Raw genomic sequence first — 24785 nt, forward strand, 5'->3', positions numbered from 1 at the left:
AAGCATTTACATATTCTGTCATTTTATTTTCCTCTGGATAAGATCCCGCCAAGCTTCTGAACTACACCCGGTGCCTGTTCAGAGGTTTTCACCACACACATAATGGTATCATCTCCGGCAATACATCCCAGGATTTCCGGCCATTTCATAGCATCAAGAGCTGCTGCTGCCGCCATGGCCATTCCCGGAATTGTTTTTACCACTACGATATTCTGTCCGATGTTCATAGCGATCACTGCATCTTTCAAAACTCTGGAATATTTATCACTTAACACATCCGGTGTATGTTCTTCCAGGATCGCATATCTGGACTTTCCGTTGCTGCCTGCAACCTTTGTCATTTTCAGAGCACGGATATCTCTGGATACGGTAGCCTGCGTAACCTTAAAACCGGCCTCATTCAGTCTTGCTGCAAGTTCTTCCTGTGTATCGATCTCGTACTGACGGATCAGTTCGATAATTTTTTCATGTCTTGCTACTTTCAAAATTGAACCTCCTGCATCAGCTGTTACTCATTTTCTGTCTCAGAACCTCCACAAAGCTCAGATGGTTCAGCTTGAGGATTTTTGTCCTGACTGTGGCTTTCCGGATCACGATCCGGTCACCGGTGACCATGGATATCTGGGTATCCCCGTCGAAAGAGGCCACCGCTTTCTCAATGGTATTATGTCTTCCCTCACCGATCTCTACTGTAACTGCCTCTTCCCCGGAAAGAATGATACTTCGGGTGTTCATAGTATGGGGAGCGATGGGGGTCATGATCATCATACTGGCACTGGGAGAAACCACGGGACCTCCCGCTGACAGACTATATCCGGTAGAACCGGTCGGAGTGGAAATGATGATACCATCTGCATTGTATGAATTCATATATGCATCATTAACATAATTCTTGAAACGGATCACACGGAGATGTCCTTCTCTTCCGATCACAATGTCATTTAATGCGATATCTTTTCCAATAAGTTCTTCTCCACGATAGATCTTTCCTTCCAGCATCATACGATCTTCTAGCTCATAGTCATCTGACAGAAGCCGATCCAGAGCCGGATACACGGAATTTTTATCCACCTCGGCAAGAAATCCCAGAGTTCCCAGATTGATTCCAAGAAGAGGGATATCCAGATGCACCACATCCCTTGCAGCCTGCAGAAGTGTTCCATCTCCACCCAGTACAATAATGCACTGTGTATCCTGCGGAATCCCATCCGGGTCCGTATAATGATACGGTCCTTCCATTTTTTCGGTGATCTTCTGCACATGACACCTGGCACCATGCTTCTCCAGATAGGCAATGATCCTATTAGAAAATGTCAGTTCCGGATCCTTGGCACTGTTTGGAATTATATAAAATCTGTCCATATTGCTTCAGTCCTTTCCAAACATCAGTCCAGCTGTCCGTGGGCTTCCTTTACCACATCCTCTACGGATACGTCAAGACTCACAGGTACTTCTGTTCCTTCCGGATGTTTTTTCAGATGAAGGAGATATTCAATATTTCCTTCAGGTCCCTTGATGGGAGAAAAGGAAAGATGACAGGGCTCCATAAAAATACTCATGGCATAATCTCTGACTTTCTCAATGACTTCTTCATGGACCTTCGGATCACGGACAACGCCTTTTTTTCCGACTTTTTCTCTGCCGGCCTCAAACTGAGGTTTGATGAGACATACGATCTCTCCGTCCTCTGTGAGAAGGTTTCTTACAGGAAGAAGCACTTTTGTAAGGGAGATAAAAGAAACATCGATCGAAGAAAATGCTGCCGGACCTTCCAGATCTTCCGGTACCACATAGCGGATATTTGTTTTTTCCATGCATACAACTCTTGGATCATTCCTGAGTTTCCAGTCCAGCTGTCCATATCCCACATCAATGGAATAGACTTTGACCGCTCCGTTCTGGAGCATACAATCTGTGAAACCGCCGGTGGATGCGCCTACATCCATGCACACCTTATCCTTCAGCGTCACGCCAAAATTTTTCATGGCTTTTTCCAGCTTCAGTCCGCCTCTGCTGACATAAGGAAGAGTCTTTCCTCTTACCTCCAGCTTGACAGTCTCAGCAAACATGGAGCCAGCCTTGTCTTCCTTCTGACCGTTGACATATACTTCCCCGGCCATGATATACGCTTTTGCTTTTTCGCGTGACGGTGCAAGTCCCTGTTCCACCATCATGATATCCAGTCTTTTTTTCATATTATCCTCCAACAGCCCGGCTCTTTATGTGCCGGGCTGTAAAATGCCTCACAGCTTCGTATTCTTCTGCAAAGGCTATGTCCTTTATTTTCTGTTATTCACAAGATTTTCCCAGCTCTGTTCTACCGCATCCAGGATTCCCTGTACATTTAAACCTATTTTCATTCGCTGACGGTCCACCGTTCCATGCTCAATAAAATGATCCGGTATTGCCAGTGGAAGAACTCTTACTTCCGGATGACAGGCTTCCATATAAGCAGATACATGTTCTCCGAACCCACCGCTTTTTACATTCTCCTCCACAGTGACCAAAAGACTGTGGTTCTGCGAAAGCCGATCAAGAAGCTCTGTATCCAGAGGCTTTACAAAACGGACATTGACAAACGTAGCTCCTGCCATTTTGTGATTTCTTATCTCTTCACAGACCTTCTGACAGACAGAAACCATGCTGCCAACCCCGAGAACTGCAATCTCACTGCCTGGAGTGATCACTTCACTTCTGCCCTTCTTAAGTGGCTCATGACATTCTTCCATATCGGTACATGCCGATCCTTTCGGATATCGGATCGCACAGGGACCATCCAGCTCTTCTACTGCAAATTTCAACATCTCCTCAAGCTCTTTTCCATTCTTGGGAGCCATAACTGTCATATTGGGAATCATGGACAGATAGGATAAATCAAAGCATCCATGATGTGTTTCACCATCTGCTCCGACAAATCCTGCCCTGTCAATGGCAAAGATCACATGAAGATCCTGCATACATACATCGTGAAGGATCTGATCGATCCCTCTCTGCAGGAACGAAGAATATACCGCAAAAACCGGGATCATTCCCCCAAGTGCCATGCCTGCCGCAAAGGTTACTGCATGTTCTTCCGCAATACCCACATCAAAAAAACGCTCCGGGAATTTCTTCCGGAATCGGTTCAGTCCGGTTCCATCTGGCATAGCAGCTGTAATAGCAACTACTTTTTTGTTCTTCTCTGCCAGAGAACATATTGCACCGGAAAAATGATCCGTATATGTCGGCGCTGTTTTTGCTGCAAGGGGTCTGCCACTCTGGATGTCAAAAGGACCTGTTCCGTGAAAACGCTCCGGATGGGAAGATGCCGGTCCATAGCCTCTGCCTTTTTCTGTAAGGACATGGACAACAACCGGTCCCTCCACTCTCTTTGCCTCATTAAAAAGCTTCATCATCTGGCGCATATTATGGCCATCTACCGGTCCCAGATAAGTCAGCCCCATATTTTCAAAAAGCATTCCGGGAATGATCAGTTGCTTGATGCTGCTCTTGGTCTTTCGGACCGTATCTACCACGGCGGTTCCAACATGGGGAATCTTTTTGAGTGTTTTTGTCACGCCGATCTTCATTCCTGTATAAGTCTCAGCTGTACGCAGAGCGCTTAAATAGGTGGACATTCCTCCTACGTTCTTGGAAATAGACATGTTATTATCATTGATGATAATAATAAAATTAGTCTTCAGCTCAGCCGCATTGTTCAATGCTTCATAAGCCATCCCACCGGTAAGCGCACCATCTCCGATCACGGAAACCACATGGTATTTCTCTCCCATCAGGTCTCTGGCACGGACATAGCCAAGTCCTGCGGAAATGGAATTGGAACTGTGTCCGGTATCAAACGAATCACAGTCACTTTCATTCCTTTTTGGAAAACCGCTTAAACCTCCTTCTTTACGAAGATCCTTAAAGCCGTCTTTTCTTCCTGTAAGGATTTTATGTGTATAAGCCTGATGTCCCACATCCCAGATCAGCTTATCCTGTGGAAGATCAAGCACATTATGCAGAGCAAGAGTCAGCTCCACCACACCCAGATTGGATGCCAGATGGCCACCTGTCTCACTTACACTCTGGATCAAAAAGCTCCTGATTTCCTCAGCAAGGCGCGGAAAATCCTCCAATGAAACTTTATGAATATCATTTGGCTTTTTAATTTTTTCCAGAATCATTTGTACCCTTCCTTTGTTCTTTCTATTTCCTGCGGCTGACAAGACTTTCCACAAGAAGATCCAGAAATCCGTTCTTCCTGTCAAGGTCGTCTAAAAGTTCTACCGCATGGTCAGAAAGTTCTTTAACCCTGCTGGCTGCTGCCGGGGCTCCAACAAGGCTTACATAGGTAACCTTGTTGTTTTTTTCATCACTGTGGATCGGTTTTCCCAGTTCCTCCTGGGTACTGGTCACATCAAGGATATCATCCTGGATCTGAAAAGCCAGCCCGATGTTTTCTGCAGCCTGCTCCACAACCTTAAGTTCTTTCTCAGATGCCCCTGCCAGCACAGCACCGGTCATCATGGAAGCCTCGATCAATGCGGAGGTCTTGTTTTTGTAAATATAATCCAGCATCTTGTGTTCCAGAGGTTTCCCATCATTCTCCACATCAACACTCTGTCCACCAAGCATACCGTTGATGCCGGTCTTATCTGCAATGATCCGCATGGCGGCTATCACACGGTCTTTATCCTCGGTCAGATCAAAGGCGGAAAGCATCACTTCATAAGCTCTGTTAAGGAGTGCCACACCGCTTAAAACGCCCATGGCCTCTCCGTATACTTTATGTGTGGTCAGCCTTCCTCTTCGGTAATCATCGTTATCCAGTGCAGGGAGATCATCATGGATCAACGAATGTGTATGGATCATCTCCATAGCCGCCATAAAAGGCTCACAAAGCTTATCCTTTCCTCCAAACAGCTCGTAGGTTTCCCTGATCAGGATCGGGCGGAGTCTCTTTCCACCTGCCGTCATACTGTAATTCATGGCCTCTGCCATGGTTTTTGCAAAACCGGATTCTTCCGGAAGATATTCCCGGATCACATGTTCTGCTTCTTCTGTTCTTCTTTTCAGTTCTTCTTTAAAATTCACGAAATGTCCCATCCTCATTCATCTGAAGCATCTTTTTTTCTACAGTATCCAGTCTTCCGTTCAGAGCCTTTAGGAGCTCCATTCCCTGTCTGTAGAGGCGGAAAGACTCCTCAAGAGGTGTTTCTTTATCCTCCAGCTTCCGGGCAAGCAGATCAAGCTCCCCAAAAGTATCTTCTATGGATTTCTCTTCTTTCTTTGCTTCTGCCATTATCGCTCTTCCTTCCTGATGCGATCCGCAACTGCTTCTATGACTCCATCGGTTACTGCAATGGAGATCCTGTCACCTTTTTTTATCTGACTGATCTCTGTCACCGCATGTCCGTCTGAGTCGGACACAAATGCATATCCTCCATTTAGCTTTCTTAATGGAGAAAGTCCCTCAAACCGCTGGATCCATATTGCCAGTTCATGTCTTTTCTCTGTAAGCTTTTGTTCCATGGAAGAACGCAGGCATTCCTCTAGCTCCGATGCATACTGACGTTTTTCACGTAACATGGACTCCGGGCTCAGATACTGGAATCTGTTCTCATAAGCCTTAAGTTTTGCGGCAAAAAGTTCTGTCTTACTGTTCATGGCACGCTGCAGACGGTCTCCGTACATATGAAAGCTCTCCAGAACACTGCGAAAATCATCCACTGCCAGCTCTGCTGCAGCAGATGGTGTAGGTGCCCGCAGGTCTGCTACAAAATCCGCAATGGTAAAATCCGTCTCATGTCCCACTGCCGAGATCACCGGTGTCCTGCACTCAAAAATAGCACGGGCAACGCTCTCCTCGTTAAAGGCCCAGAGATCTTCAATAGAGCCACCTCCACGGCCGACGATGATCACGTCCACCCCTGCTTTATCCAGCATCCGGATTCCCTTTACGATACTCTGCGCCGCTCCCTCTCCCTGCACAAGTGCCGGATAAAGGATCACCTGCAGATATGGATTCCTTCTGCCTGCAATATTGCGGATATCCTGTACTGCTGCACCAGTAGGTGCTGTCACCACGCCAAGGGTATGAATAAAATGAGGAATGGGCTGCTTATATTCCTGGGCAAACATCCCCATATCCTCAAGTTCCTGTTTCAGTGCCAGATACCGTTCATAGAGGGCACCAGCACCTTCCAGTGTGATCTCTTTTGCATAAAGCTGATAACACCCGTCTCTCTCATATACGTCTACAATTCCGCCTGCAACTACCTTATCCCCGTCCTTCATGCGAAAAGCAAGACCCCTACGGTGTCCCGCAAACATCACACAGCTTAATGTGCCTGTTTCATCCTTCAGGGAAAAATAAATATGTCCGCTGGTATGGTATTTACAGTTGGATACTTCTCCCTTTACATAGACTTTCCGGAGAAAGTAATCCTGGGTAAACATATTTTTGACATAATGGTTTACCTGACCGACAGAATAGACATTTCTCATGCGTTCTCTTCCGGGGCTTCTGCTGCCTTCTCTTCTGTGTCAGCAGTCTCCTCCTCGTTTTTCTTCTCATCCTTCTCAGATGCGATCTTACCCAGTACTCCATTTACAAAGGAGCCGGAAGCATCTCCGCCAAATCTTTTGGCAAGTTCTACCGCTTCGTTGATAGCTACTCCTGTCGGTACGTCTGCATCATATTCCATCTCATATACTGCCAGACGAAGTGCCGCAAGATCCACACGGCTCATACGCTTTGTCTTCCATCCACGGCTTGCACTGTTCAGCTGTGCATCAATCTCTTCCAGATGTTCTTTCACATGTGCGTACTTCTTCTTCATATATTCCTGGTCCTGTTCTGAAAGTTCTCCAAGACCTTCAAAATAAAGAGAGAGCTGTTCTGTCATCTCTTCTTCTGAATTAAACTCTGTCATAAACATAAGTTTAAATACATGTTCTCTCTGTTCTCTTCTTCTCATAATTTCCTCCTAAGACGGAAAAAAGGAAAGGTTTACTTTCCTTTTTCGTTCTCCATATCCACGCTGGCAATATGAATATTTACATCTGCAACCTCAAGTCCTGTCATATTCTCAATAGCGGATTTAACCTTCTCCTGAACCTTCTTGCTTGTCTCAAGAATGTTTCTGCCATACTCGATATTCAGTGACAGATCCACGGTAACAACTCCTTCCAGAATGGTTACTCTCACGCCCTTGGACAGATTCTTCTTTCCAAGTTTACTTACCAGCTCATTGGTGATATTTCCTGCCATGGAAGCAACTCCATCCACATCTGTTGCTGCAAGTCCTGCAACGATCGCAACAACTTCATCTGCAATGTGAACTTCACCGATTCCGCCCAAATCCTGTATCTTATATGTTGTTCTTTTTTCTGCCATGGGAAACCCTCCTACGAATATAATATTTTTGTTCGTAATTTTATACTATTATATCAAAAAAAGTTATGAAATAAAAGGGCTTATTTACTGAATTCTGTCAGTACCAGATCAGGGTTTCTGTCCTCAACCATGCCAACACTCCATGCATTGACAAAGAGCAGCAACGGATTTCCCTTAAGGTCTGTGACTTTCTTCATATCAGAAGTTCCCACGATCTTGTCTACTTTTACAGTCTCCTTGTTGGCAATCCAGCGGATATGCTCATATGGAAGTGTTTCCAGGCGGATATCTACATTATACTCATTCTCCAGACGGTATTTCAGGACATCAAACTGCAGGATACCTACAACACCCACAATGATCTCTTCCATACCGGTGTTAAACTCCTGGAATATCTGGATCGCACCTTCCTGAGCGATCTGGTTGATACCTTTTACAAACTGTTTTCTCTTCATGGTATCGATCTGACGCACACGTGCGAAATGCTCCGGCGCGAAGGTCGGGATCCCCTCAAAGGCAAATTTCTTTCCAGGTGCGCAGATGGTATCTCCAATAGAAAAAATACCCGGGTCAAAGACACCGATGATATCACCTGCATAAGCCTCCTCCACAACATGACGGGATTCTGCCATCATCTGCTGCGGCTGAAGAAGTCGCATCTTCTTGTCTCCCTGCACATGATAAACCTCTTTGGTCGCATCAAACTTGCCTGAACAGATCCTCATAAATGCGATACGGTCTCTGTGAGCCTTGTTCATATTCGCCTGAATCTTAAATACAAAGGCTGAAAAATCATCACTCATAGGATCTACCTGTCCGCAGTCTGCAGTTCTCGGAAGCGGAGAAGTGGTCATCTTCAGGAAATGCTCCAGAAATGTTTCCACACCAAAGTTGGTAAGAGCAGAACCGAAAAATACCGGTGTCAGCTGTCCTTTGCTGACCTCTTCCTGAGAAAACTCCGCGCTTGCACCATCCAGAAGCTCGATTTCTTCCATCAGCTGCTCTTTCTGCTCAGGATCCATGACCTCATCTGCACGGGGATCATTAATATCAATCTCTTCTATCACACCTTCCTTGGTGCCCTTCTGTGTATCGGAAAAGGTAAGGATCTTCTTTGTATTACGATCAAACACACCCCGGAATTTCTTACCGGAACCGATTGGCCAGTTGATCGGACAGGTTGCAATACCAAGCTCTTTTTCGATTTCATCCAGAAGATCAAAAGTATCGTTGGCATCTCTATCCATCTTATTGATAAAAGTAAAGATCGGAATGTGTCTCATAACACAGACCTTGAAAAGCTTACGGGTCTGTGCCTCAACACCCTTGGATCCATCGATGACCATAACTGCTGAATCCGCAGCCATCAATGTACGGTAGGTATCCTCGGAGAAATCCTGATGTCCAGGTGTATCCAGAATGTTGATACAATATCCGTCATAATGGAACTGAAGAACGGATGAAGTAACGGAAATACCTCTTTCCTTCTCGATCTCCATCCAGTCTGATACTGCATGGCGGGCCGTAGCCTTACCCTTTACACTTCCGGCCAGATTGATGGCCCCTCCATACAGCAGAAATTTTTCTGTTAATGTTGTTTTACCAGCATCCGGATGAGAGATGATGGCAAATGTTCTTCTTTTTTCTATTTCTTTCGTATACTTCGACACGTGAGCCTCCTGTATATTCTCTGATATCTCTATTTTACTATAACCTTTCCTATTCTAGTATAGACAAGGCTTTGCTGTCAAGGCAATTCAGTCGTAAATTCCCTCTGTATCAATAGTCTGATCGTTCTGGATATCTGCAGCCGTCTCTGCGTTCTCAGATGTTTGATCCGCCGGATCGCTTTCCACAGATGCAGCGGTATCCTGCACCTCATCACCTGTACTTTCCGCATTATCCTCTGCACCTCCCGTATTTTTTTCAGCTTCATCTGCAGTATTTATGACATCCGATGCATTTTTACTTTGACTCAGAGGCGTGATCACAATGCTCTCTGCTGCCACACCGGTTTTCCTCTTTACAATATCCTCGATCTGTGCACGTTTTGCATCCTCCAGATCTGCATCCGGCACCACAACATCCGCAGTTTCACCCGTTAGATTTACGATTACATTTTCAAATCCCTTCGCCTCCAGAAGAAGCTCTGCAGCCGCCTCTTTTTCTGTAAGATCTGTCATGGAAACCATTGTGTTAATAGCATTCTGTTTTTCCTCATCGCTGATGTCTTTATTACTGATGATCGCCTGCAGGTCCGCTTTGTTCTGGGAACGCACCTGCTCCCTGCTGACTTTTGCCTGTGCTGCAAAATCCGAAGCACCGGTAAGTACGGCCTCGCCCGGGGATGCGGTATCCATCACCTCCGACTGGGTTGTGCCATCTGCCCCGTTCTCATCCAGAAGGGCTGTTTCATCGGTCAGATCATAATCCACATCGTCCAGGATACTGCTGCTGTCTGTACTCGTCTCCTTATCCTTAAATCCCAGATCCACATCTGCGAAATTCAGATATCCGGCCACAGCAATGAGAATGGCCAGCGAGGTGATGATTACCTGATTTTTCTTCATGATCTTTTTCACTTCTACTCTCCTCATTTCATTTTCATTATTCTAATTTTATTAGCGTCGATCTGAAATAATGCCATAATTGCCTGCTGAATATTCTGGACTGTCACTGCGCTGCCTGCTCCCTGAGCCGCCACCAGCACACCGGTAACTTCATTTTTGCTGCTTATGGAAAAGTTTTCCGTATTTCCCTCATCCCCGGTCATAATGATCACTTCCACTTCTCCGACTCCTTCCACATTGGAAAGCAGTTCCTCAAGGCGGCTCTCCAGGCGGGTTTTCTCCGCATTCTGATCCTCTGCTGTTTTACTATTCTTTCGGGTTACCGGAAGTCCTGCCACCAGAAGAAGGATTCCCAGAAGAAGGAAAACTCCCCACTCCTTCCATCCCATCCTCAGAAGCCAGGATCTGATACTGTCCTTTCCTGAGTCCGCAGATTCTTTCGAGCTCATTTTTCACCGCCTCCCTCTGTTTTTCTGTGACTGTTCCATAAAGTGTTATGGTCAGCTGAAGCTCTTTCTCCATATCTACTTCTGTTTTTGCCGAAAAAAACCCTTCTTTCCTGAGGATACCCTGAACCTGATCCTTCAACTCCTGTTCATATGCTCCTTTAAGAAATGTTTCCCTTATTCCTTCTGCTTCTGTCTTCATACGTACCTGTTCTTCTCTCCCATAATTATTGCTGAATCCGGACAGAAGTTCTTCACTTTTTCCCACTACGGCAAATATAGGCGTACAGATCAAAAGCACCAACAGAAGCCCCATAAACAGCCGTATATACTGCTCATAACGCTTATCAGGCAGAATATGCAGAAGTGCTGTAGTAAGTACATGAAAAAAAGCCAGGCTTTTCATCCACTGATAAAGTTCTGTTCTCATCCCAAGCCTCCTCCTGCCATCAGGATCAGAAATGTAAGCATACATAAAATTTCCGCAGTAAACAGGATTCTCATCAGAAGTGCACATCCCTCTGCCATGGTGCCAAAGGCTTCTACCAGCCGTTTGTCTGATACAGGCTGCGCCGCAGCCGCCAGAAAGCGATAGGTCAGTGACAAAAGTCCATATCGGACCAATGGCCCCGCCCCCACCGCCAGGATTACCAGTAAAAGTGCAATGCCCAGACTGTTTCTTACAAGAACAGCTGTGGTAAGGACCAGTTCCGTAACTGCATTTACCGCGCTCCCGATCCCAGGAAGAGCACCTGCAGTTTTTCCCACAGCACTCCGCTTCAGAGAATCCATTACCGGAGCTACAAGCCCACGCACCACCTGCAGTCCTGCTGCCACTCCAAGTAATGTCCGAAGCCCCCAGGAGATCACAGTCTCGATCAGCTCAGCCATTTTTCCCAGCATTTCTTCCCTGGAAAGATGATTTACAAATTTCAGAAGAATATATAAACTCACTCCGGGAAGCAGTACTCGTTCCAGGATCCATTGAAAAAGCCACACCAGAAGCAGTACTCCCTGATAAAAAGCAGCTGCACTGGATGCACCTGACGCTGCTGCCACTGCCATAAAATACACCGGTGAGAGTTCCTTCATAAACTCCGTGATCCACGCAAGCATTGAAAGCAGTGATGCACTCAAACCGGAAAAACTGTTCATCAGAAGAGTAAAAACAAGAAGATACACCACATAAAAACTGATCTCTCCCACCTGCCCGTTATCAAAGGCACCGGCAAACCCGGAAAAAACGGCAGCGAATAACAGCAGAAGCAACAACTTCACGATCAGCTCTTTTTCTCTTTCAATACCATAAAAAAGGAGACTGTGCAAAAATTCCCGCACACTCTCCTCCGAAAGCACCTCTTCCCCTGACAACAGTCTGTGAAACGCTTCTGTAACAGAAAATGTTTTTTCTCCAAGCATCTCATCTACCATGGACTGCAGGTCGGTAAGCTCCATCTGATCTGTGATCTGTTGTTCCGCCGAAGAAGCATAAACGATCACACCGCCAAAACAGTTTATAACTACAGCCAGAAACAGGGCTGCACAAATCTCTGACCAATATCTTTTCATGCAAGAAATCCCTGTATGGTATCCAACAGTGCCAGAAGAACCGGCATACTTAAGACCATTACAGATAACCGGCAGAACAGTTCGATCTGTGCACCAGTGGAGGAATATCCTGCATCTCTGCATATGCCGGATGAAAATTGTCCGATATAGGTGATCCCGATCATCTTCAGCAAAGTAGTGATATAGCTTCCATCAATCGGGAGACTCTGTTTCAGTCTCTCCAGGGACTGGAACAGATAGCTGATCTTCCCTACCGCTAATCCCAGTATCACAAGACCTATTCCCATCGTAACAAGGCTTACATACTCCGGTGCGCGGTCTTTCAGAAGAATCCCCAGAAGAACCCCTGCCGCTCCCAGAACAGAAATCTTCAGAATATCCACGGTTCTTTCCCTCCCCTACAGTACAAAAAGCTGCTGGATATTTTTAAAAAGCTCATAAATATACGGCACGATCCAGAACAGTACTAAAAGAAGTCCTGAAAAACTCACCAGAAAAGCCTGTTCCTCCCTTCCGCTATGTTTCAGGATCTGAGAAAGAACAGAGACCAGGATCCCTACTGCACCGATCTTAAATATGATACTGACCTCCAAATGATCCCTCCTTTTCTTCTGAAAGCCTGTCCTTCTTACTACTGTCTGATAAACAATACTATACCAGGAGAACCGCAAGCAGCAGGCCTCCAAGAATCCCAATTCCTTGGTACAGTTTTTTCTTTCCGGAAACCTCCGCTTTCCGCTTCAATATCTCTGCTTCCAAATTATTTTCATACAGGGAAAGCTGTCGCATCTGCATTTCCAGATCCATATAGCCCAGATATTCTCCGAAAGAAAAAAAAGCGTCCTTTTCCCCATGGGTAAGGCAGCTTTTTTTCAGGGCGCTTTCCGCACATTCCCTGCATATCTGTGAAAGTTTTTCTCCTGTTCCCGCTTTCATCCTGTCCGCGGCACTGATGAGAAACTCTCTGTATTTTCCATTCATTCTTCCTGCTGCTCCATAAAAAGCATCCGGCAGTGATGCATTCCCGCAGCGGATCTCGCCTTTCAGGCAGATCACCATCTGAAGCAGTTTTTCCAGTATACGAATCTGCTCCGAAAGTCTCATACTTCCGGAAAATCCCATTCCGGCTCCTGCCGCCACTACCAGAATACATCCTACAATCCGGTACATAGGCATTTCCCATTTTCATCATAGATTCCTTCCACGATTCCTGCACGTTCATGCTTTCCCAGAAAAATATATCTCTGGAAAACCCGCGCTTCCCACAATTTCCGGAAAAACGGCTGGGATAATGTTTCTTCCATGGAAGCTCCATGTGCAGTTGCGATCAGACGACATCCACAGTGGATAACTGATTCCACAGCCTTGAAATCTTCTTCTTTTCCAAGTTCATCCACAGCAACCACAACCGGCGACATTGACCGGATCAGCATCTGCATCCCTTCTGCTTTCGGACAGCCGTCCAGGATATCCGTACGCATTCCAAGGTCATTCTGAGGGATCCCCTGATAGCATCCGGCCAGCTCACTGCGCTCATCGACTACTCCTACCGTAACACCGGAAATATTTCCCCATCCATTACTCATCTGCCGGATGATATCCCGAAGAAGCGTGGTCTTCCCACATCTGGGCGGAGAAACGATCAAGGTATGCATGATCTGCTCTCTTGTCTGGATATATGGCAGCACTTCTTCTGCACATCCCTGGATCTCATGTGCCAGACGGACATTGATGCAGGAAATATATTTCATCCCACGGATACGGTTTCCGTCTAGGATCACCTTTCCGGTAACTCCTACACGGTGCCCGCCCTGTACACTCAAAAACCCCTGGCGAATCTCATCTTCATAAGCATACAGGGAATAGCCGCTGACATACTCCAGTGTTTCCTTAAGATCTTCCCGCGTAACCAGATAAGGTTCTGTATCTTTTTGCCGGAGGAAACATTCTCCCCCATCATAAGTGAGGAACAGAGGTCTTCCCACGCGGAGACGTATCTCATATAATTTATCATAATCAAGGTCTGCATCCACCAGAAGCTGGCGGACATTACTGGCAAACAGGTTCTGGATCTGGTTTGCGTCCATGTTTTCACCTCTTACACTTAAATATATTGCGGACATGCCGGATTTAGTACCTGTTGTCTTTTTTGATGCTCTCTCGTTTTTTCTTTATTCCGACAGAAAAAAAAGACTTTCTTCTTCGTCATAGGTCTCCATCTTCGAAAGATTCAGCTTCAGGACCCGATCCACAATATTTACGGAGGACGCACGGTATGCATAGGCACAGGATTCAAACATCACATAAAGACTGTCACCCTCCACCACGATCTGTTCCAGTCGTTCCGGAAAACGATAAGTTCTGGCAGAATTCTCGTTTACATACAAACGCTTATCGGATTGTTCATAAAACACCAGCCTGGATGGCAGGATTCCAAAAGAATGAGAGATCAAAAGCTTATCATTATAAAAAGCAATTCCCTGAACCTGCTCCGATATAGTGGAATAATCCAACGGAACTGCCATTTCAAAATCCATGCCCAGTTTCTCGTCCATGGTATTGATCAGTTTTCCCTCTTCGTCAACTCCGTATCGTGCAATTACACTTTCGTTATATTTTTCAAAGCAGCCTACATACAGACATCCCTTATAAAAGGTCATAAAAGAATCTCTCACGATCCCATAAAGACTGACTATCTGGAAAGTATCCACCGGCAGATGGCTGTCATCATAATCGTAGGCTTCTATTGTATCCATCTTTATACTCACTGCCTGTGCGATCCCGTTGATATTGGAGGAACACCATAATAACTTATGCTCCGGGTCATAGGCAAGTCCTCCCACATGAGGCTGTCCAGGCAGTATCACTTCTTTAATAAAATTATGATTTTCCTTATCGATCACATAAATGACCGAATTATGTTTCTGTGTGCTGCAGTAAGCGCTGACCAGCACATAATCCTCTGTAACCGCCAGTCCCTGAGGCGTCATGGATGTACACATGGCAGGAGTGGCACCCTTTTTTGTGAGCAGCGTCCTGGTATTCTTCAGCCCGGGAATGACATATGTTCCATATTCCTTCTCTTTTTCTCTCCCATCAAAGGCAAAATAAGAAAAATCCTCTTTCTGGGAAAGCATCTGTTTCTGTCCCCGCAGTGTATACACTGCAGCACCTCGGTTTGTCACCACAGCTTTTGTGGGCAGCTCCGTTTTTGCACGGTAAACAAATGCATATAAAAAATAACATATGCACAGCACAAAAACAACTGCCAGGATCTTCAGAATGAAAATCCTGAAGCTGCGTTTCATCTCTTTGTTCATTTCATCGTCTCTATTTGCTATTTCAAAATGATGTCTTCGTATTCAAATCGTAATTCCAGGCTGTCTCTGGCCCAGATTGCACCACTGTATCCCGGTTCCAGCTCCAGCATTATGTAATTTCCCTTATCCATGGAAATCGTACGCAGATCCCTGGACAGTCCCTCTCCGGTCCATTTGATATATGCCTCTCTCAAAACCCACTGGGCAAAAAAGGCTTTCTCCATATCATCTGCATCCAGGATTTCCCGTATCATATCTGCCGGCACCATTCTTTCAAGGAGCCGTTCGTAATTTACCTTCTTGTGGATCTGCACATCAATGCCCACCTCTTCTCCGGCAAACAGACACATCACATATTTTCCGGAATGTGTGATATTATAATGAATTCTTGGAAGCAGGGTAAAAAACGGTTTCCCATGTTCCCCCTTTGACCGAGGCTCAAAAGCAAGCTTCCGTCCAAATTCCCGCTCAAGTCCGATTTCCAGAAGCTTTTCCCCGATCATATGCTCCATGTTCTTGCCGTTATATTCATCTCTGATCTTCGTATAATAAATAATCCCATTCATAATCCGGCCTCCTCAAGAAAACGGGACGGTTCCCGTTCCTTCTCATACTGCTGTCTTACATAATACAGGCAGAGTTTCTTCTTTGCCCGTGTCATACCAACGTAGAAAAGCCTCCGTTCTTCCTCCAGATGTGCCTCCAGGACTGCCTTCCGATAAGGCATGCTGCCTTCATTTACATTCATGATATATACATTGTCATATTCCAGACCTTTGACCGCATGAAGAGTGGATATCACCACTCCTTCCCGTTTCACATCCTGTTTCTTCGCCTGTTCTTCAAGCTTTCTGGTATACTCGTCCATATAGGCCATCCATTCTTCCAATGTTTTCATTCCTCTGGCACTTTCATGGATCCGGTTCAGGGTTTCCATAAGCTCTTCCGGTTTTATTTTACGATACCTTGCATATTCCTGCAAGTATTCTTCGTATCCCATGCCATTCCGGATAAAATTAATGGCTGCATAAGGGGCCATAGTCTTTAAGATCCGAAGATGTGTCTCCATCGTTGTGATCCTGTCACACATCCAGTCTTTGTCTTTGTAAAACTCTCCCAATGCTTTAAAATCAACTTTTTTTTCTGTCAGAGCGTCTCTGGCTATGTATCGGTTTGGCCGGTTCATGATCTCCAGAAATGTACTGCGGCTCCGGTCTCCTTCTGCCATTTTCAAATAAGCGATCATATTCCGGCAAATCCAGTGTCGAAACAGGTTGGGCAGTTTTTCCTTCATAGTAAAAGGAACCCCATACTCCATCAACGCAGCGACCAGTCCTTCGGTTTCCTGATTAGTCCTGAAAAGCAGCGCTGTATCTTCAATATTATCCCCTTCTTCCATCCGGTTCCGCAGCAGGCTTGCAACTGCCATATATTCGTCTCTGGGATTTCGAAATTCTTTTATCTGCACCGGCTCTCCCGGTTCATTTGGTGTGGAAAGTTTTTTTGCATAACGGTTTTCGTTATGATCGATTACCTTCATGGCTGTATCCAGGATATTTCCACTGCACCGGTAATTGATATTCAGGATCACCGTCTCCGCATTTTTAAAATCTTCCGGGAAATTCAGCATGATCTCCGGGCGAGCGCCACGGAAATGATAGATAGACTGATCATCATCTCCCACCACAAACAGATTGTTCTCCGGTGCTGCCAGCATCTTCACGATATCATACTGAAGATGATTGATATCCTGAAACTCATCCACCAGAATATAGTGAAACTTTTTCTGCCATGCAGACAGGATATCTTTTCGTTTTTTCAGAAGTTCATAACAGCTCAACAGCATATCATCAAAGTCAAGTTTTCTTCTTTCATTCAGGACTTTTCGATATCCCTGAAAGATCTGTCGGAACACTTCATCCGGGCAGCAGGAAGAATAATAATGCTCCAGAGCGATTCTTCCACCCTTTACAACACTGATCTCCTTGGCAATATCTTCCACAAAATCCCCTTCCTGGGACTGTTCTGCAGCACAGTTTACCACCAGTTCTCTTAAGATCGCATATTTTTCTTCTTCGGACAGGATATTTCCTCCATTCAGACCATAAGCCTGTTTGAGGATCCCGTAAAACACTCCGTGAAAAGTCCCGAAAGTAACGCCGGTTCGCTGAACACCGGTAAATTTCAGAAACCGTTCTTTCATTTCCACTGCTGCTGCCCTGGAAAAAGTCACAACAAGAACAGAGGAAGCCGGTATCTTCCCTTCCTGGATCATATGTGCTGTTCTTTCTACTATGACGGAAGTTTTCCCCGAACCGGGGCCTGCCAGAACCATCATAGGTCCTGACAGGTGGGCGATCGCCCTTTTCTGAGATGGATTTCGTTTCATAACTGGATTATCGATCACACTCTTATTTATTTTCAAGCTTTTCGATTGCTGCATGTACACGTTTCAGTGTCTCTTCCTTGCCAATGATCTCCATGATCTCTGTTGCACCGGCCGGTGTCATCTGCTTGCCGGATACTGCTGTACGAAGCGGCCACATAACATAACCATTCTTATATCCGTGCTCCTTTACAAAAGCGCTTAAAGATGCATACAGCGGATCATTGGTATAATCCTCCTGTGCTTCCAGTACCGGAAGCACTTCCTTGAGAACTGCAAGAGAAGTCTCCTCTGTTGTTTTCATCTTTTTGTGGCGGTACATCGCACTGTCATACTCCGGAACTGCCTCAAAGAAATCTACAAGCTCCGGAATATCCGGGAATACTTCAATTCTGGTCTGAACCATTCCTGCGATCTTCTTAAGATCAAAGTCTTTTTTCAGAACTTCTTTCAGATACGGAAGTGCTCTCTCATAGAATGCCTCCGGATCCATCTTCTTGATATACTCACCATTCATCCATTTCAGCTTGGCAATGTCAAAAACTGCCGGTGATTTGTTGATATGATGATAATCAAATGCCTCCACAAGCTCCGGAAGAGAAAAGATCTCACGGTTGTCTGCCGGGCTCCATCCAAGGAGTGCAACATAGTTGATCACTGCCTCTGTCACAAATCCCTGATCGATCAGATCTTCATAGGAAGAATGTCCACATCTCTTGGAAAGCTTCTGATGTGTCTCGTCTGTGATCAGCGGACAGTGAACATAGGTCGGGATTTCCCATCCGAATGCCTCATAAATACGATTATACTTCGGTGAAGAGGAAAGGTATTCGTTACCTCTTACAACATGTGTGATTCCCATAAGGTGATCATCAATTACATTTGCGAAGTTGTAGGTCGGATAACCGTCAGATTTGATCAGGATCAGATCCTCCATCTCCTCATTGTTAACGGTGATATCTCCGTAAATAACATCATGAAATGTAGTGGTTCCCTCTGTTGGCATATTAAAGCGGATAACATGCGGCTCGCCTGCATCCAGACGGCGCTGAACCTCTTCCTTGGAAAGATGGAGACATCTCTTGTCATAAATAGAGATCTCCTTACCTGCAACCGTACGTTTCATGCTTTCCAGCTCTTCCTTGCCGCAGAAGCAGTAATATGCATCACCCTGCTCAATAAGCTGTTTGGCATATTTCAGATACATGCCTGTTGCCTGACGCTCACTCTGTACATACGGGCCAAATCCACCATCTTTGTCCGGTCCCTCATCATGGAGAAGTCCTGTTTTCTCAAGAGTACGGTAGATGATATCTACAGCTCCCTCCACATAACGTTCCTGGTCTGTATCTTCAATACGGAGGATAAAATCTCCGCCTTCATGTTTTGTGATCAAATAAGCATAAAGAGCTGTTCTTAAATTACCCACATGCATTCTTCCTGTAGGGCTCGGTGCAAATCTTGTTCTGATCTTTGTCATTTCTTTTCTCCTCGTTTTTGTTGTTTCTCTTTATAGGTGCTATTATATACCCAAATCCTTCAAAATGTCCATAGGTTTTCCGGCGGAATGCCCTGCCATCCCTCTCCCGTATCTTCGCATATACAGAAAAATCCTCTGAGACACCGTCGTCCCAGAGGATCCTTGATTCCTGTTTATGCTTCTACGCCTTTGTTCTTAAGATAATCGATCACATCTCCAACTGTGTTCAGATCTGTAAGCTCCTCTGCCGGGATCTCAACATTGTACTCATCCTCAAGAGCCATAACCAGCTCAAACAGGTCAAGAGAATCTGCTCCAAGATCATCCTTGAAAGATGTCTCCGGTGTAATTGTTGATGCCTCACAATTTAACTGCTCTGCAAGCATTTCTTTCATTTTTTCTAACATGTCTTTTTTCTCCTTTAATCATTACAGATCGAATCTGTTTCCTCTTTTTGAGCAAAGTATATAGTCTGCAAAAACAGTTGTCAAGAGGATTTTCCCAAAAAATGGCTCCAGAGCAAAAAATATTTTGATTTTAAAACTATTTTACTCTTGAAATTTTATCTGACGGGCCACGCTGAGAGCTATTGCCATCTCCAGCATCAGGAACACAATGGACGTTCCTCCGTAACTGATAAAGGGCAAGGTAACACCTGTATTGGGCATCAGATTCAATACAACAGCAATGTTAAGGATCACCTGCAGCGCAATATGTATAAAAATCCCGGTAACGATCAGTGAGCCAAACAGATCCGGTGCATTCTGCGCAATAAAAAACAACCTGTACAAAAGATATCCGAACAGGATCAGTACAAAAATCCCTCCGAAAATTCCAAGCTCCTCACAGATAATGGAAAAGATCATATCATTTTGTGCTTCCGGAACACTTCCAAGCTTCTGGATACTATTTCCAAGCCCGCGGCCAAAAAGCCCTCCGGAGCCAATGGCATACAATGCCTGCAGCGTCTGATAACCGCCTTCATCGGAATATTTCTCAGGCTGAAGCCATACAAGTACTCGCATAACACGGAAGCTGTCACTATTCTTGGTCGTCGCAACCAGAAAAAGTACTCCGATCACAATAAGGATCACTCCTGCCGCTGCCACAGCAATAAACGGACGCATATCCGGATGTGCCACAAACACCATTCCAACTGTTATTCCCAAAATGATCATGGCTGTACTCAGGTTATCTGTAAGTATATAAGCCGCAAGCGCAAGTCCTGCCCCCGGAAGTCCCAGGATCATACAGCTCTTTAAAGTTTTCACCTTTCGTCCCATTTTTCCGATCATGTAAGCCATCATGATAATAACCGCGATCTTTGCCAGCTCGGCAGGCTGAAAGTTGATCGGTCCGATATACAGCCATCTGGTAGCACCATGAGAGGAATGTCCCAGCGGAGTCCGCACAAGTCCCATAAGGATCAGCGAAGCCACATACAACGCAGTTGTAAAAGGAAGAAGGATATGATAATCCAGTATTTTTGAAATAAATAACGCTCCGATCAGACATGCTGCACTGATCAGTGCCTGTTTCTTAAAATAAAACATATCGTTGCCATAATTCACTTCTGCCATATATGAACTGGTGCTGTAAAGCATGACCAGTCCAAAGCACACCAGCAGTACAATAACAGCTACCAGATTATAATCATAATAATCAGATTTCTTATTCTGCTTTTTTCTGTTAAGCAGAGTTTTTTTCATTCTATCACCATCGCTTTCTGTATCTGCGAAGAATTTCCTGATATCCACGAGTAATAAAGAAAGTAAAAAAAATTCCCGGAAAGCCGCATAAATGCTGTCTTTCCGGGACGTTCCATAAATGGACCTGAGGGGAATCGAACCCCTGTCCGAAAGCCTATCCCTTAAGGCATCTCCCATCACAGTCGCTGATTTAACATTCCCTCAGCAGTACGCCCACCGACAGGCTTACTGCTTCAGTAGCTTCATGATACATCTACCGGGGCAAAGCTTACCCGGCAAGGTTTCTCACATGGTCGACGCCAGATTCCCGATGTGTGAGTGCAACGGGGCTGACGAGCAGCTTAGGCTGCTAACGCTAACTTTTCGTCTGCGTTTATATTTAGTTCCCGGTTGGTACGCAGTCCAGGAGTCTGCGGATGGCTTCCCTAACTTCAAAGCCCCCGTCGAAACCAGTACAAGCCCTTAAAAGACTTCTGTGACAGGATCATTTCCGGTCATCTCTGGTGGACAGACGAACTTCTTAGTCAGTTTTTTGACTGGGTTTAATTATACCAGAATGATTTTTCGTGTCAAGGATATTTCAAAAAAAGTCCAGACTGTACAGTTTTTCTTACCTGTACAGTCTGGAATATGCATTCAAACTTTGGTATTTTAAATACTATCAAAATGATCTTTTAATTTTATGGCACAAAAAAACCCGCTTACGCGGGTTTTTTGCTGCATTATACACGTGAGAGATACTCACCTGTTCTTGTATCGATCTTCAGTTTGTCGCCCTGGTTTACGAACAGAGGAACCTGAACCTGTGCACCTGTCTCAACAGTTGCCGGTTTGGTAGCACCCTGTGCTGTATTTCCTGCGAATCCTGGCTCTGTCTCAATAACCTCAAGCTCTACAAAAAGAGGTGGCTCGATTGCGAATACCTCTCCGTTATGAGAGCAAACCTTAACCATCTCATTATCCTTAACAAATTTTAGAGAATCGCCAACCTGCTCCTCTGTAAGACCAACCTGATCATATGTCTCTGTATTCATGAAGTAGTATAAACCACCATCCTGATACAGATACTGCATATCTACACGCTCAATACGTGCTGCCGGGAATTTCTCTGTAGGACGGAAGGATTTCTCTACTACAGAGCCTGTGATAATGTTCTTGTATTTTGTTCTTACAAAGGCTGCGCCTTTTCCTGGTTTTACATGCTGGAATTCAACGATCTGACATACGTTTCCATCAATTTCAAGTGTGATACCATTTTTGAAATCACCTGCTGAAATCATAAATATTTCCTCCTTAATATATGCGGTTCTTTTTCGCTATGGATTATTCTATAATACCTTTTGCCATTTTTCAACTGTTTTTTTGTTTAAGCCTTCAATTTTTCTTCAATTTCTGCGATCAGCTCATCAAAAGGCTTCACTCCTGTGACAACTTTAATGTCCGCAAACTTCTCATAAACCGGATCTCTCTGTTTCAGAAGTTTCTTGATCTTCTCTTCTTTATTCTCAGTTCCTTCCAATGTGGGATTGTTACTTCCTTCCAGACGTTTGATCAACGTTGCAGCAGATCCCTTCAGATAGATGATCGTTCCCATACTCTGGAGATATTTCTGGTTCTGCTCCTGAAGAGGCAATCCCGCACTTACAGAGATTACCTTCCGTTCGCTGTCTGTGGACAGTTCCTTGACTGCCATAGTCTCCAGCGCACGGTAAAATGCTTCTCCAAAGCGTTCAAATACCTCCTTTACTGACATGTTCATTTTTTTCACGATCAGTCTGTCCACGTCAATAAACGGAAGCCCCAGGTCCTTCGCCAGTCTCTTTCCAACTCGTGTCTTTCCTGAACCCATAAAGCCGATGATTACAATATGGTTCATGAATTCTTTCCCTCCTCTTTTTGGTAAAAATGTAATACTATTTTTTCCAGATATCGCTTCAGTACGATCTGGATCTCCTCTTTTGGATGAATCGGTTTCACAAGGATCGTCCGGATCCCTGCTCTCTTTGCTCCATAAATATCCGTAAACAACTGATCTCCTATAAAGATCGTCCTGTCAAGATCGATTCCGATCACCTGGCAGGCTTTTTTATAATTTTTCACAGCCGGTTTATGGGCATTTTCTATAAAATCCCCCTCTACTGCTTTGGCAAAGGGCTCCACACGAGGTTTCTGGTTATTGGATACAAAACAGTATCGAAACCCGAGAGTCCTCAGCTTTTCAAACAGTTTCTTTGCCCGGTCATCTGCCGGTGCCCCGTGGGGAACAATGGTATTATCGATATCAAAGAGCAGCCCTCTGTATCCTTCTCTGTAAAGCTTCTCATAATCGATCCCATACGCAGAATCCAGATATTCATCCGGAAAAAAGCATCTGAACATCTATTCCACCTCAGTCCTTTCCTATCGCTCGCAAAGAGGAATATACTCTGCTTCCGGAAGGACATTCTTATATGCGGGACGGATGATCTTATCCACATTGATAAGCTCTTCCATACGATGTGCGCTCCAGCCTACGATACGTGCAATAGCAAACATCGGTGTGTAAAGCTCCAGCGGCAGATCCAGCATGCTGTAAACAAATCCGCTGTAAAAATCCACATTGGCACTGACACCCTTATAGATCTTACGCTCCTCTGCGATAACCTTTGGTGCAAGACGCTCTACTGCAGCATACAGCTGATAATCCTTCATTCTGCCCTTTTCTCTTGCAAGCTGTTCCACATAGCCTTTAAAGACTTCTGCACGTGGATCTGAAACAGAATAGATCGCATGTCCCATACCATAGATCAGTCCACGTTTATCAAAGGCCTCTTTATGAAGAAGCTTCTTAAGGTATGCACTGATCTCCTCTTCATCACTGTAGTCATGTACGTGTTTACGCATATCGTTAAACATTTTTACGACTTTGATGTTGGCACCGCCGTGTTTCGGGCCTTTCAGAGAACCTAGTGCTGCCGCGATCGCAGAATACGTATCTGTCCCGGAAGAGGAAACCACATGTGTAGTAAAAGTAGAGTTATTACCACCGCCATGCTCCATATGAAGGATCAGAGCAATATCAAGGATCTCTGCCTCCAGTGCCGTATACTTCTTATCCGGTCTTAACAGACGCAGGATATTCTCAGCTGTGGAAAGCTCCTTTTTAGGCTGATGGATATAAAGACTCTCGCCTCTCTCATAGTGGTTATAGGCCTGATATGCATAAACAGATAACAGCGGGAAAACACTGATCAGGTTGATACACTGACGGAGCACATTCTCCAGTTCAATATTATCCGGGTCTTTGTCGTAGGAATAAAGTGTCAGCACGCTTCTTGACAGAGCGTTCATAATATCTCTGGATGGTGCCTTCATAATGACATCCCTTACAAAATTCCGCGGAAGCATACGCTGGTTCGCAAGAATCCCGGAAAATCCATTCAGTTCTTCCTGATCCGGAAGCTTTCCGAAAAGAAGCAGATAGGTTACTTCCTCAAAGCCGAAGCGCCGGTCATTGATAAAACCATTTGTCAGATCCTTAATGTCATACCCGCGATAAGAAAGCTTACCTGCGCAGGGAACCTCTTTTCCGTCCACGATCTTCGTTGCCTGGACATTGGAGATCTGGGTCAGTCCTGCAAGGACACCCTTTCCATTCAGGTCACGCAAGCCTCGCTTGACATCGTATTTACCATATAAAGACAGATCCAGTTTGTCATTCTCACGACAGATCTGGGTAAGTTTCTCAATCTCAGGTGTCACTTTCATGTTGAATTTGCTCATCAGTTATTTCCCCTTTCGATTTCTGTTTTATTGCTGTTCGATAACGGTCCCTCCTCATTCCCCTCTCAAGCAATTCTGGTCTTATTTGTATATCCCGGCGTAGCTGGCCGGGATATTTCAGATATATTATAACATTTTTTTCGGTTCCGGTCTATGCCGAAA

Annotated in this window: 28 protein-coding genes and 1 other RNA gene; all 29 read right to left on the minus strand. The window is 45.1% G+C overall.

Annotation, left to right across the window (positions count from 1 at the left end; all coding sequences use genetic code 11):
• Nucleotides 1-23: 23 nt before the first annotated feature.
• The 29 genes from argR to BLP57_RS07235 all read right to left on the minus strand — a co-directional run bounded on the left by argR (nucleotide 24) and on the right by BLP57_RS07235 (nucleotide 24623).
• A complete protein-coding gene (argR, locus tag BLP57_RS07095; protein WP_021650687.1) occupies nucleotides 24-485 on the minus strand; it encodes an arginine repressor in 462 nt (153 codons plus the stop codon).
• A 16-nt stretch (nucleotides 486-501) separates the two neighbouring features.
• Nucleotides 502-1362, minus strand: a complete 861-nt coding sequence (locus BLP57_RS07100; protein ID WP_015524460.1) for an NAD(+)/NADH kinase — start codon at nucleotides 1360-1362, stop codon at nucleotides 502-504.
• A gap of 23 nt (nucleotides 1363-1385) precedes the next feature.
• Nucleotides 1386-2195, minus strand: a complete 810-nt coding sequence (locus BLP57_RS07105; RefSeq protein ID WP_021650688.1) for a TlyA family RNA methyltransferase — start codon at nucleotides 2193-2195, stop codon at nucleotides 1386-1388.
• Between the two features lie 84 nt (nucleotides 2196-2279).
• The gene (gene dxs / locus BLP57_RS07110; protein ID WP_175442956.1) at nucleotides 2280-4166 is read right to left on the minus strand and encodes a 1-deoxy-D-xylulose-5-phosphate synthase; all 1887 of its coding nucleotides are present in this window, start codon (nucleotides 4164-4166) and stop codon (nucleotides 2280-2282) included.
• A gap of 22 nt (nucleotides 4167-4188) precedes the next feature.
• Nucleotides 4189-5076 carry a polyprenyl synthetase family protein gene (locus tag BLP57_RS07115; RefSeq protein WP_044960972.1) on the minus strand — a complete coding sequence of 296 codons (888 nt, stop codon included), beginning with the start codon at nucleotides 5074-5076 and terminating at the stop codon, nucleotides 4189-4191.
• On the minus strand, nucleotides 5066-5284 hold the full coding sequence (xseB, locus tag BLP57_RS07120; protein WP_092070418.1) for an exodeoxyribonuclease VII small subunit: 219 nt from the start codon (nucleotides 5282-5284) through the stop codon (nucleotides 5066-5068). The genes BLP57_RS07115 and xseB overlap by 11 nt, the downstream gene beginning before the upstream one ends.
• A complete protein-coding gene (xseA, locus tag BLP57_RS07125; RefSeq protein ID WP_092070421.1) occupies nucleotides 5284-6489 on the minus strand; it encodes an exodeoxyribonuclease VII large subunit in 1206 nt (401 codons plus the stop codon). Before xseA ends, xseB begins: the two co-directional genes overlap by 1 nt.
• On the minus strand, nucleotides 6486-6962 hold the full coding sequence (nusB, locus tag BLP57_RS07130; protein ID WP_015524454.1) for a transcription antitermination factor NusB: 477 nt from the start codon (nucleotides 6960-6962) through the stop codon (nucleotides 6486-6488). Before nusB ends, xseA begins: the two co-directional genes overlap by 4 nt.
• Nucleotides 6963-6994: 32 nt before the next feature.
• Nucleotides 6995-7381 (minus strand): Asp23/Gls24 family envelope stress response protein, encoded by a 387-nt coding sequence (locus BLP57_RS07135; protein WP_015524453.1) that lies wholly within the window; start codon nucleotides 7379-7381, stop codon nucleotides 6995-6997.
• Between the two features lie 80 nt (nucleotides 7382-7461).
• The gene (locus BLP57_RS07140) at nucleotides 7462-9051 is read right to left on the minus strand and encodes a peptide chain release factor 3 (protein ID WP_092070424.1); all 1590 of its coding nucleotides are present in this window, start codon (nucleotides 9049-9051) and stop codon (nucleotides 7462-7464) included.
• 87 nt (nucleotides 9052-9138) lie between these two features.
• The gene (locus tag BLP57_RS07145) at nucleotides 9139-9963 is read right to left on the minus strand and encodes a SpoIIIAH-like family protein (RefSeq protein ID WP_092070427.1); all 825 of its coding nucleotides are present in this window, start codon (nucleotides 9961-9963) and stop codon (nucleotides 9139-9141) included.
• An 11-nt stretch (nucleotides 9964-9974) separates the two neighbouring features.
• The gene (locus tag BLP57_RS07150; protein WP_242872566.1) at nucleotides 9975-10340 is read right to left on the minus strand and encodes a hypothetical protein; all 366 of its coding nucleotides are present in this window, start codon (nucleotides 10338-10340) and stop codon (nucleotides 9975-9977) included.
• A complete protein-coding gene (locus tag BLP57_RS07155) occupies nucleotides 10258-10827 on the minus strand; it encodes a stage III sporulation protein AF (RefSeq protein WP_175442957.1) in 570 nt (189 codons plus the stop codon). The genes BLP57_RS07150 and BLP57_RS07155 overlap by 83 nt, the downstream gene beginning before the upstream one ends.
• A complete protein-coding gene (locus BLP57_RS07160) occupies nucleotides 10824-11966 on the minus strand; it encodes a stage III sporulation protein AE (RefSeq protein WP_092070435.1) in 1143 nt (380 codons plus the stop codon). Before BLP57_RS07160 ends, BLP57_RS07155 begins: the two co-directional genes overlap by 4 nt.
• On the minus strand, nucleotides 11963-12349 hold the full coding sequence (locus BLP57_RS07165; protein WP_021650699.1) for a SpoIIIAC/SpoIIIAD family protein: 387 nt from the start codon (nucleotides 12347-12349) through the stop codon (nucleotides 11963-11965). The genes BLP57_RS07160 and BLP57_RS07165 overlap by 4 nt, the downstream gene beginning before the upstream one ends.
• A gap of 15 nt (nucleotides 12350-12364) precedes the next feature.
• Nucleotides 12365-12559 carry a stage III sporulation protein AC gene (gene spoIIIAC, locus BLP57_RS07170; protein ID WP_021650700.1) on the minus strand — a complete coding sequence of 65 codons (195 nt, stop codon included), beginning with the start codon at nucleotides 12557-12559 and terminating at the stop codon, nucleotides 12365-12367.
• Between the two features lie 58 nt (nucleotides 12560-12617).
• Nucleotides 12618-13136, minus strand: coding sequence for a stage III sporulation protein AB (locus BLP57_RS07175; protein ID WP_021650701.1), 519 nt, complete (start codon nucleotides 13134-13136; stop codon nucleotides 12618-12620).
• Complete coding sequence (gene spoIIIAA, locus BLP57_RS07180) at nucleotides 13121-14053, minus strand: stage III sporulation protein AA (RefSeq protein WP_015524435.1); 933 nt, start codon at nucleotides 14051-14053, stop codon at nucleotides 13121-13123. Before spoIIIAA ends, BLP57_RS07175 begins: the two co-directional genes overlap by 16 nt.
• An 84-nt stretch (nucleotides 14054-14137) precedes the next feature.
• On the minus strand, nucleotides 14138-15286 hold the full coding sequence (locus tag BLP57_RS07185) for a YncE family protein (protein WP_092070438.1): 1149 nt from the start codon (nucleotides 15284-15286) through the stop codon (nucleotides 14138-14140).
• Between the two features lie 17 nt (nucleotides 15287-15303).
• Nucleotides 15304-15852, minus strand: a complete 549-nt coding sequence (locus tag BLP57_RS07190; RefSeq protein WP_092070440.1) for a 4'-phosphopantetheinyl transferase family protein — start codon at nucleotides 15850-15852, stop codon at nucleotides 15304-15306.
• Entirely contained in the window at nucleotides 15849-17675 is a 1827-nt protein-coding gene (locus BLP57_RS07195; RefSeq protein WP_044960996.1) for an ATP-dependent helicase, read from the minus strand. The genes BLP57_RS07190 and BLP57_RS07195 overlap by 4 nt, the downstream gene beginning before the upstream one ends.
• 22 nt (nucleotides 17676-17697) lie before the next feature.
• Nucleotides 17698-19152, minus strand: coding sequence for a glutamate--tRNA ligase (gltX, locus tag BLP57_RS07200; RefSeq protein ID WP_015524432.1), 1455 nt, complete (start codon nucleotides 19150-19152; stop codon nucleotides 17698-17700).
• 173 nt (nucleotides 19153-19325) lie between these two features.
• Entirely contained in the window at nucleotides 19326-19559 is a 234-nt protein-coding gene (gene acpP, locus BLP57_RS07205; RefSeq protein ID WP_015524431.1) for an acyl carrier protein, read from the minus strand.
• A 141-nt stretch (nucleotides 19560-19700) separates the two neighbouring features.
• Nucleotides 19701-20861 (minus strand): FtsW/RodA/SpoVE family cell cycle protein, encoded by a 1161-nt coding sequence (locus BLP57_RS07210; protein ID WP_092070471.1) that lies wholly within the window; start codon nucleotides 20859-20861, stop codon nucleotides 19701-19703.
• Between the two features lie 116 nt (nucleotides 20862-20977).
• Nucleotides 20978-21323, minus strand: a transfer-messenger RNA (tmRNA) gene (gene ssrA / locus BLP57_RS07215).
• A 260-nt stretch (nucleotides 21324-21583) separates the two neighbouring features.
• A complete protein-coding gene (efp, locus tag BLP57_RS07220) occupies nucleotides 21584-22141 on the minus strand; it encodes an elongation factor P (RefSeq protein WP_015524430.1) in 558 nt (185 codons plus the stop codon).
• A gap of 86 nt (nucleotides 22142-22227) precedes the next feature.
• On the minus strand, nucleotides 22228-22737 hold the full coding sequence (locus tag BLP57_RS07225) for a shikimate kinase (RefSeq protein WP_015524429.1): 510 nt from the start codon (nucleotides 22735-22737) through the stop codon (nucleotides 22228-22230).
• A complete protein-coding gene (locus BLP57_RS07230; protein ID WP_015524428.1) occupies nucleotides 22734-23240 on the minus strand; it encodes a YqeG family HAD IIIA-type phosphatase in 507 nt (168 codons plus the stop codon). The genes BLP57_RS07225 and BLP57_RS07230 overlap by 4 nt, the downstream gene beginning before the upstream one ends.
• A 21-nt stretch (nucleotides 23241-23261) precedes the next feature.
• Nucleotides 23262-24623 carry a citrate/2-methylcitrate synthase gene (locus BLP57_RS07235; protein ID WP_015524427.1) on the minus strand — a complete coding sequence of 454 codons (1362 nt, stop codon included), beginning with the start codon at nucleotides 24621-24623 and terminating at the stop codon, nucleotides 23262-23264.
• Nucleotides 24624-24785 lie beyond the last annotated feature (162 nt).

It is taken from the genome of Blautia sp. SF-50, from assembly GCF_900101315.1.
Lineage (GTDB): Bacteria > Bacillota > Clostridia > Lachnospirales > Lachnospiraceae > Blautia_A > Blautia_A fusiformis.

Coding starts and splice junctions, on each gene's coding strand:
- BLP57_RS07210 (WP_092070471.1), bottom strand. CDS start 20,861: ATGAAAAAAACTCTGCTTAACAGAAAAAAGCAGAATAAGAAATCTGAT.
- BLP57_RS07155 (WP_175442957.1), bottom strand. CDS start 10,827: ATGAGAACAGAACTTTATCAGTGGATGAAAAGCCTGGCTTTTTTTCAT.
- spoIIIAA (WP_015524435.1), bottom strand. CDS start 14,053: ATGGACGCAAACCAGATCCAGAACCTGTTTGCCAGTAATGTCCGCCAG.
- BLP57_RS07135 (WP_015524453.1), bottom strand. CDS start 7,381: ATGGCAGAAAAAAGAACAACATATAAGATACAGGATTTGGGCGGAATC.
- efp (WP_015524430.1), bottom strand. CDS start 22,141: ATGATTTCAGCAGGTGATTTCAAAAATGGTATCACACTTGAAATTGAT.
- BLP57_RS07225 (WP_015524429.1), bottom strand. CDS start 22,737: ATGAACCATATTGTAATCATCGGCTTTATGGGTTCAGGAAAGACACGA.
- dxs (WP_175442956.1), bottom strand. CDS start 4,166: ATGATTCTGGAAAAAATTAAAAAGCCAAATGATATTCATAAAGTTTCA.
- xseA (WP_092070421.1), bottom strand. CDS start 6,489: ATGAGAAATGTCTATTCTGTCGGTCAGGTAAACCATTATGTCAAAAAT.
- BLP57_RS07185 (WP_092070438.1), bottom strand. CDS start 15,286: ATGAACAAAGAGATGAAACGCAGCTTCAGGATTTTCATTCTGAAGATC.
- acpP (WP_015524431.1), bottom strand. CDS start 19,559: ATGTTAGAAAAAATGAAAGAAATGCTTGCAGAGCAGTTAAATTGTGAG.
- xseB (WP_092070418.1), bottom strand. CDS start 5,284: ATGGCAGAAGCAAAGAAAGAAGAGAAATCCATAGAAGATACTTTTGGG.
- BLP57_RS07190 (WP_092070440.1), bottom strand. CDS start 15,852: ATGAATGGGATTATTTATTATACGAAGATCAGAGATGAATATAACGGC.
- gltX (WP_015524432.1), bottom strand. CDS start 19,152: ATGACAAAGATCAGAACAAGATTTGCACCGAGCCCTACAGGAAGAATG.
- BLP57_RS07105 (WP_021650688.1), bottom strand. CDS start 2,195: ATGAAAAAAAGACTGGATATCATGATGGTGGAACAGGGACTTGCACCG.
- BLP57_RS07230 (WP_015524428.1), bottom strand. CDS start 23,240: ATGTTCAGATGCTTTTTTCCGGATGAATATCTGGATTCTGCGTATGGG.
- BLP57_RS07150 (WP_242872566.1), bottom strand. CDS start 10,340: ATGGGATGGAAGGAGTGGGGAGTTTTCCTTCTTCTGGGAATCCTTCTT.
- BLP57_RS07175 (WP_021650701.1), bottom strand. CDS start 13,136: ATGTACCGGATTGTAGGATGTATTCTGGTAGTGGCGGCAGGAGCCGGA.
- BLP57_RS07195 (WP_044960996.1), bottom strand. CDS start 17,675: ATGAAACGAAATCCATCTCAGAAAAGGGCGATCGCCCACCTGTCAGGA.
- nusB (WP_015524454.1), bottom strand. CDS start 6,962: ATGAGAAGAAGAGAACAGAGAGAACATGTATTTAAACTTATGTTTATG.
- BLP57_RS07160 (WP_092070435.1), bottom strand. CDS start 11,966: ATGAAAAGATATTGGTCAGAGATTTGTGCAGCCCTGTTTCTGGCTGTA.
- BLP57_RS07100 (WP_015524460.1), bottom strand. CDS start 1,362: ATGGACAGATTTTATATAATTCCAAACAGTGCCAAGGATCCGGAACTG.
- BLP57_RS07235 (WP_015524427.1), bottom strand. CDS start 24,623: ATGAGCAAATTCAACATGAAAGTGACACCTGAGATTGAGAAACTTACC.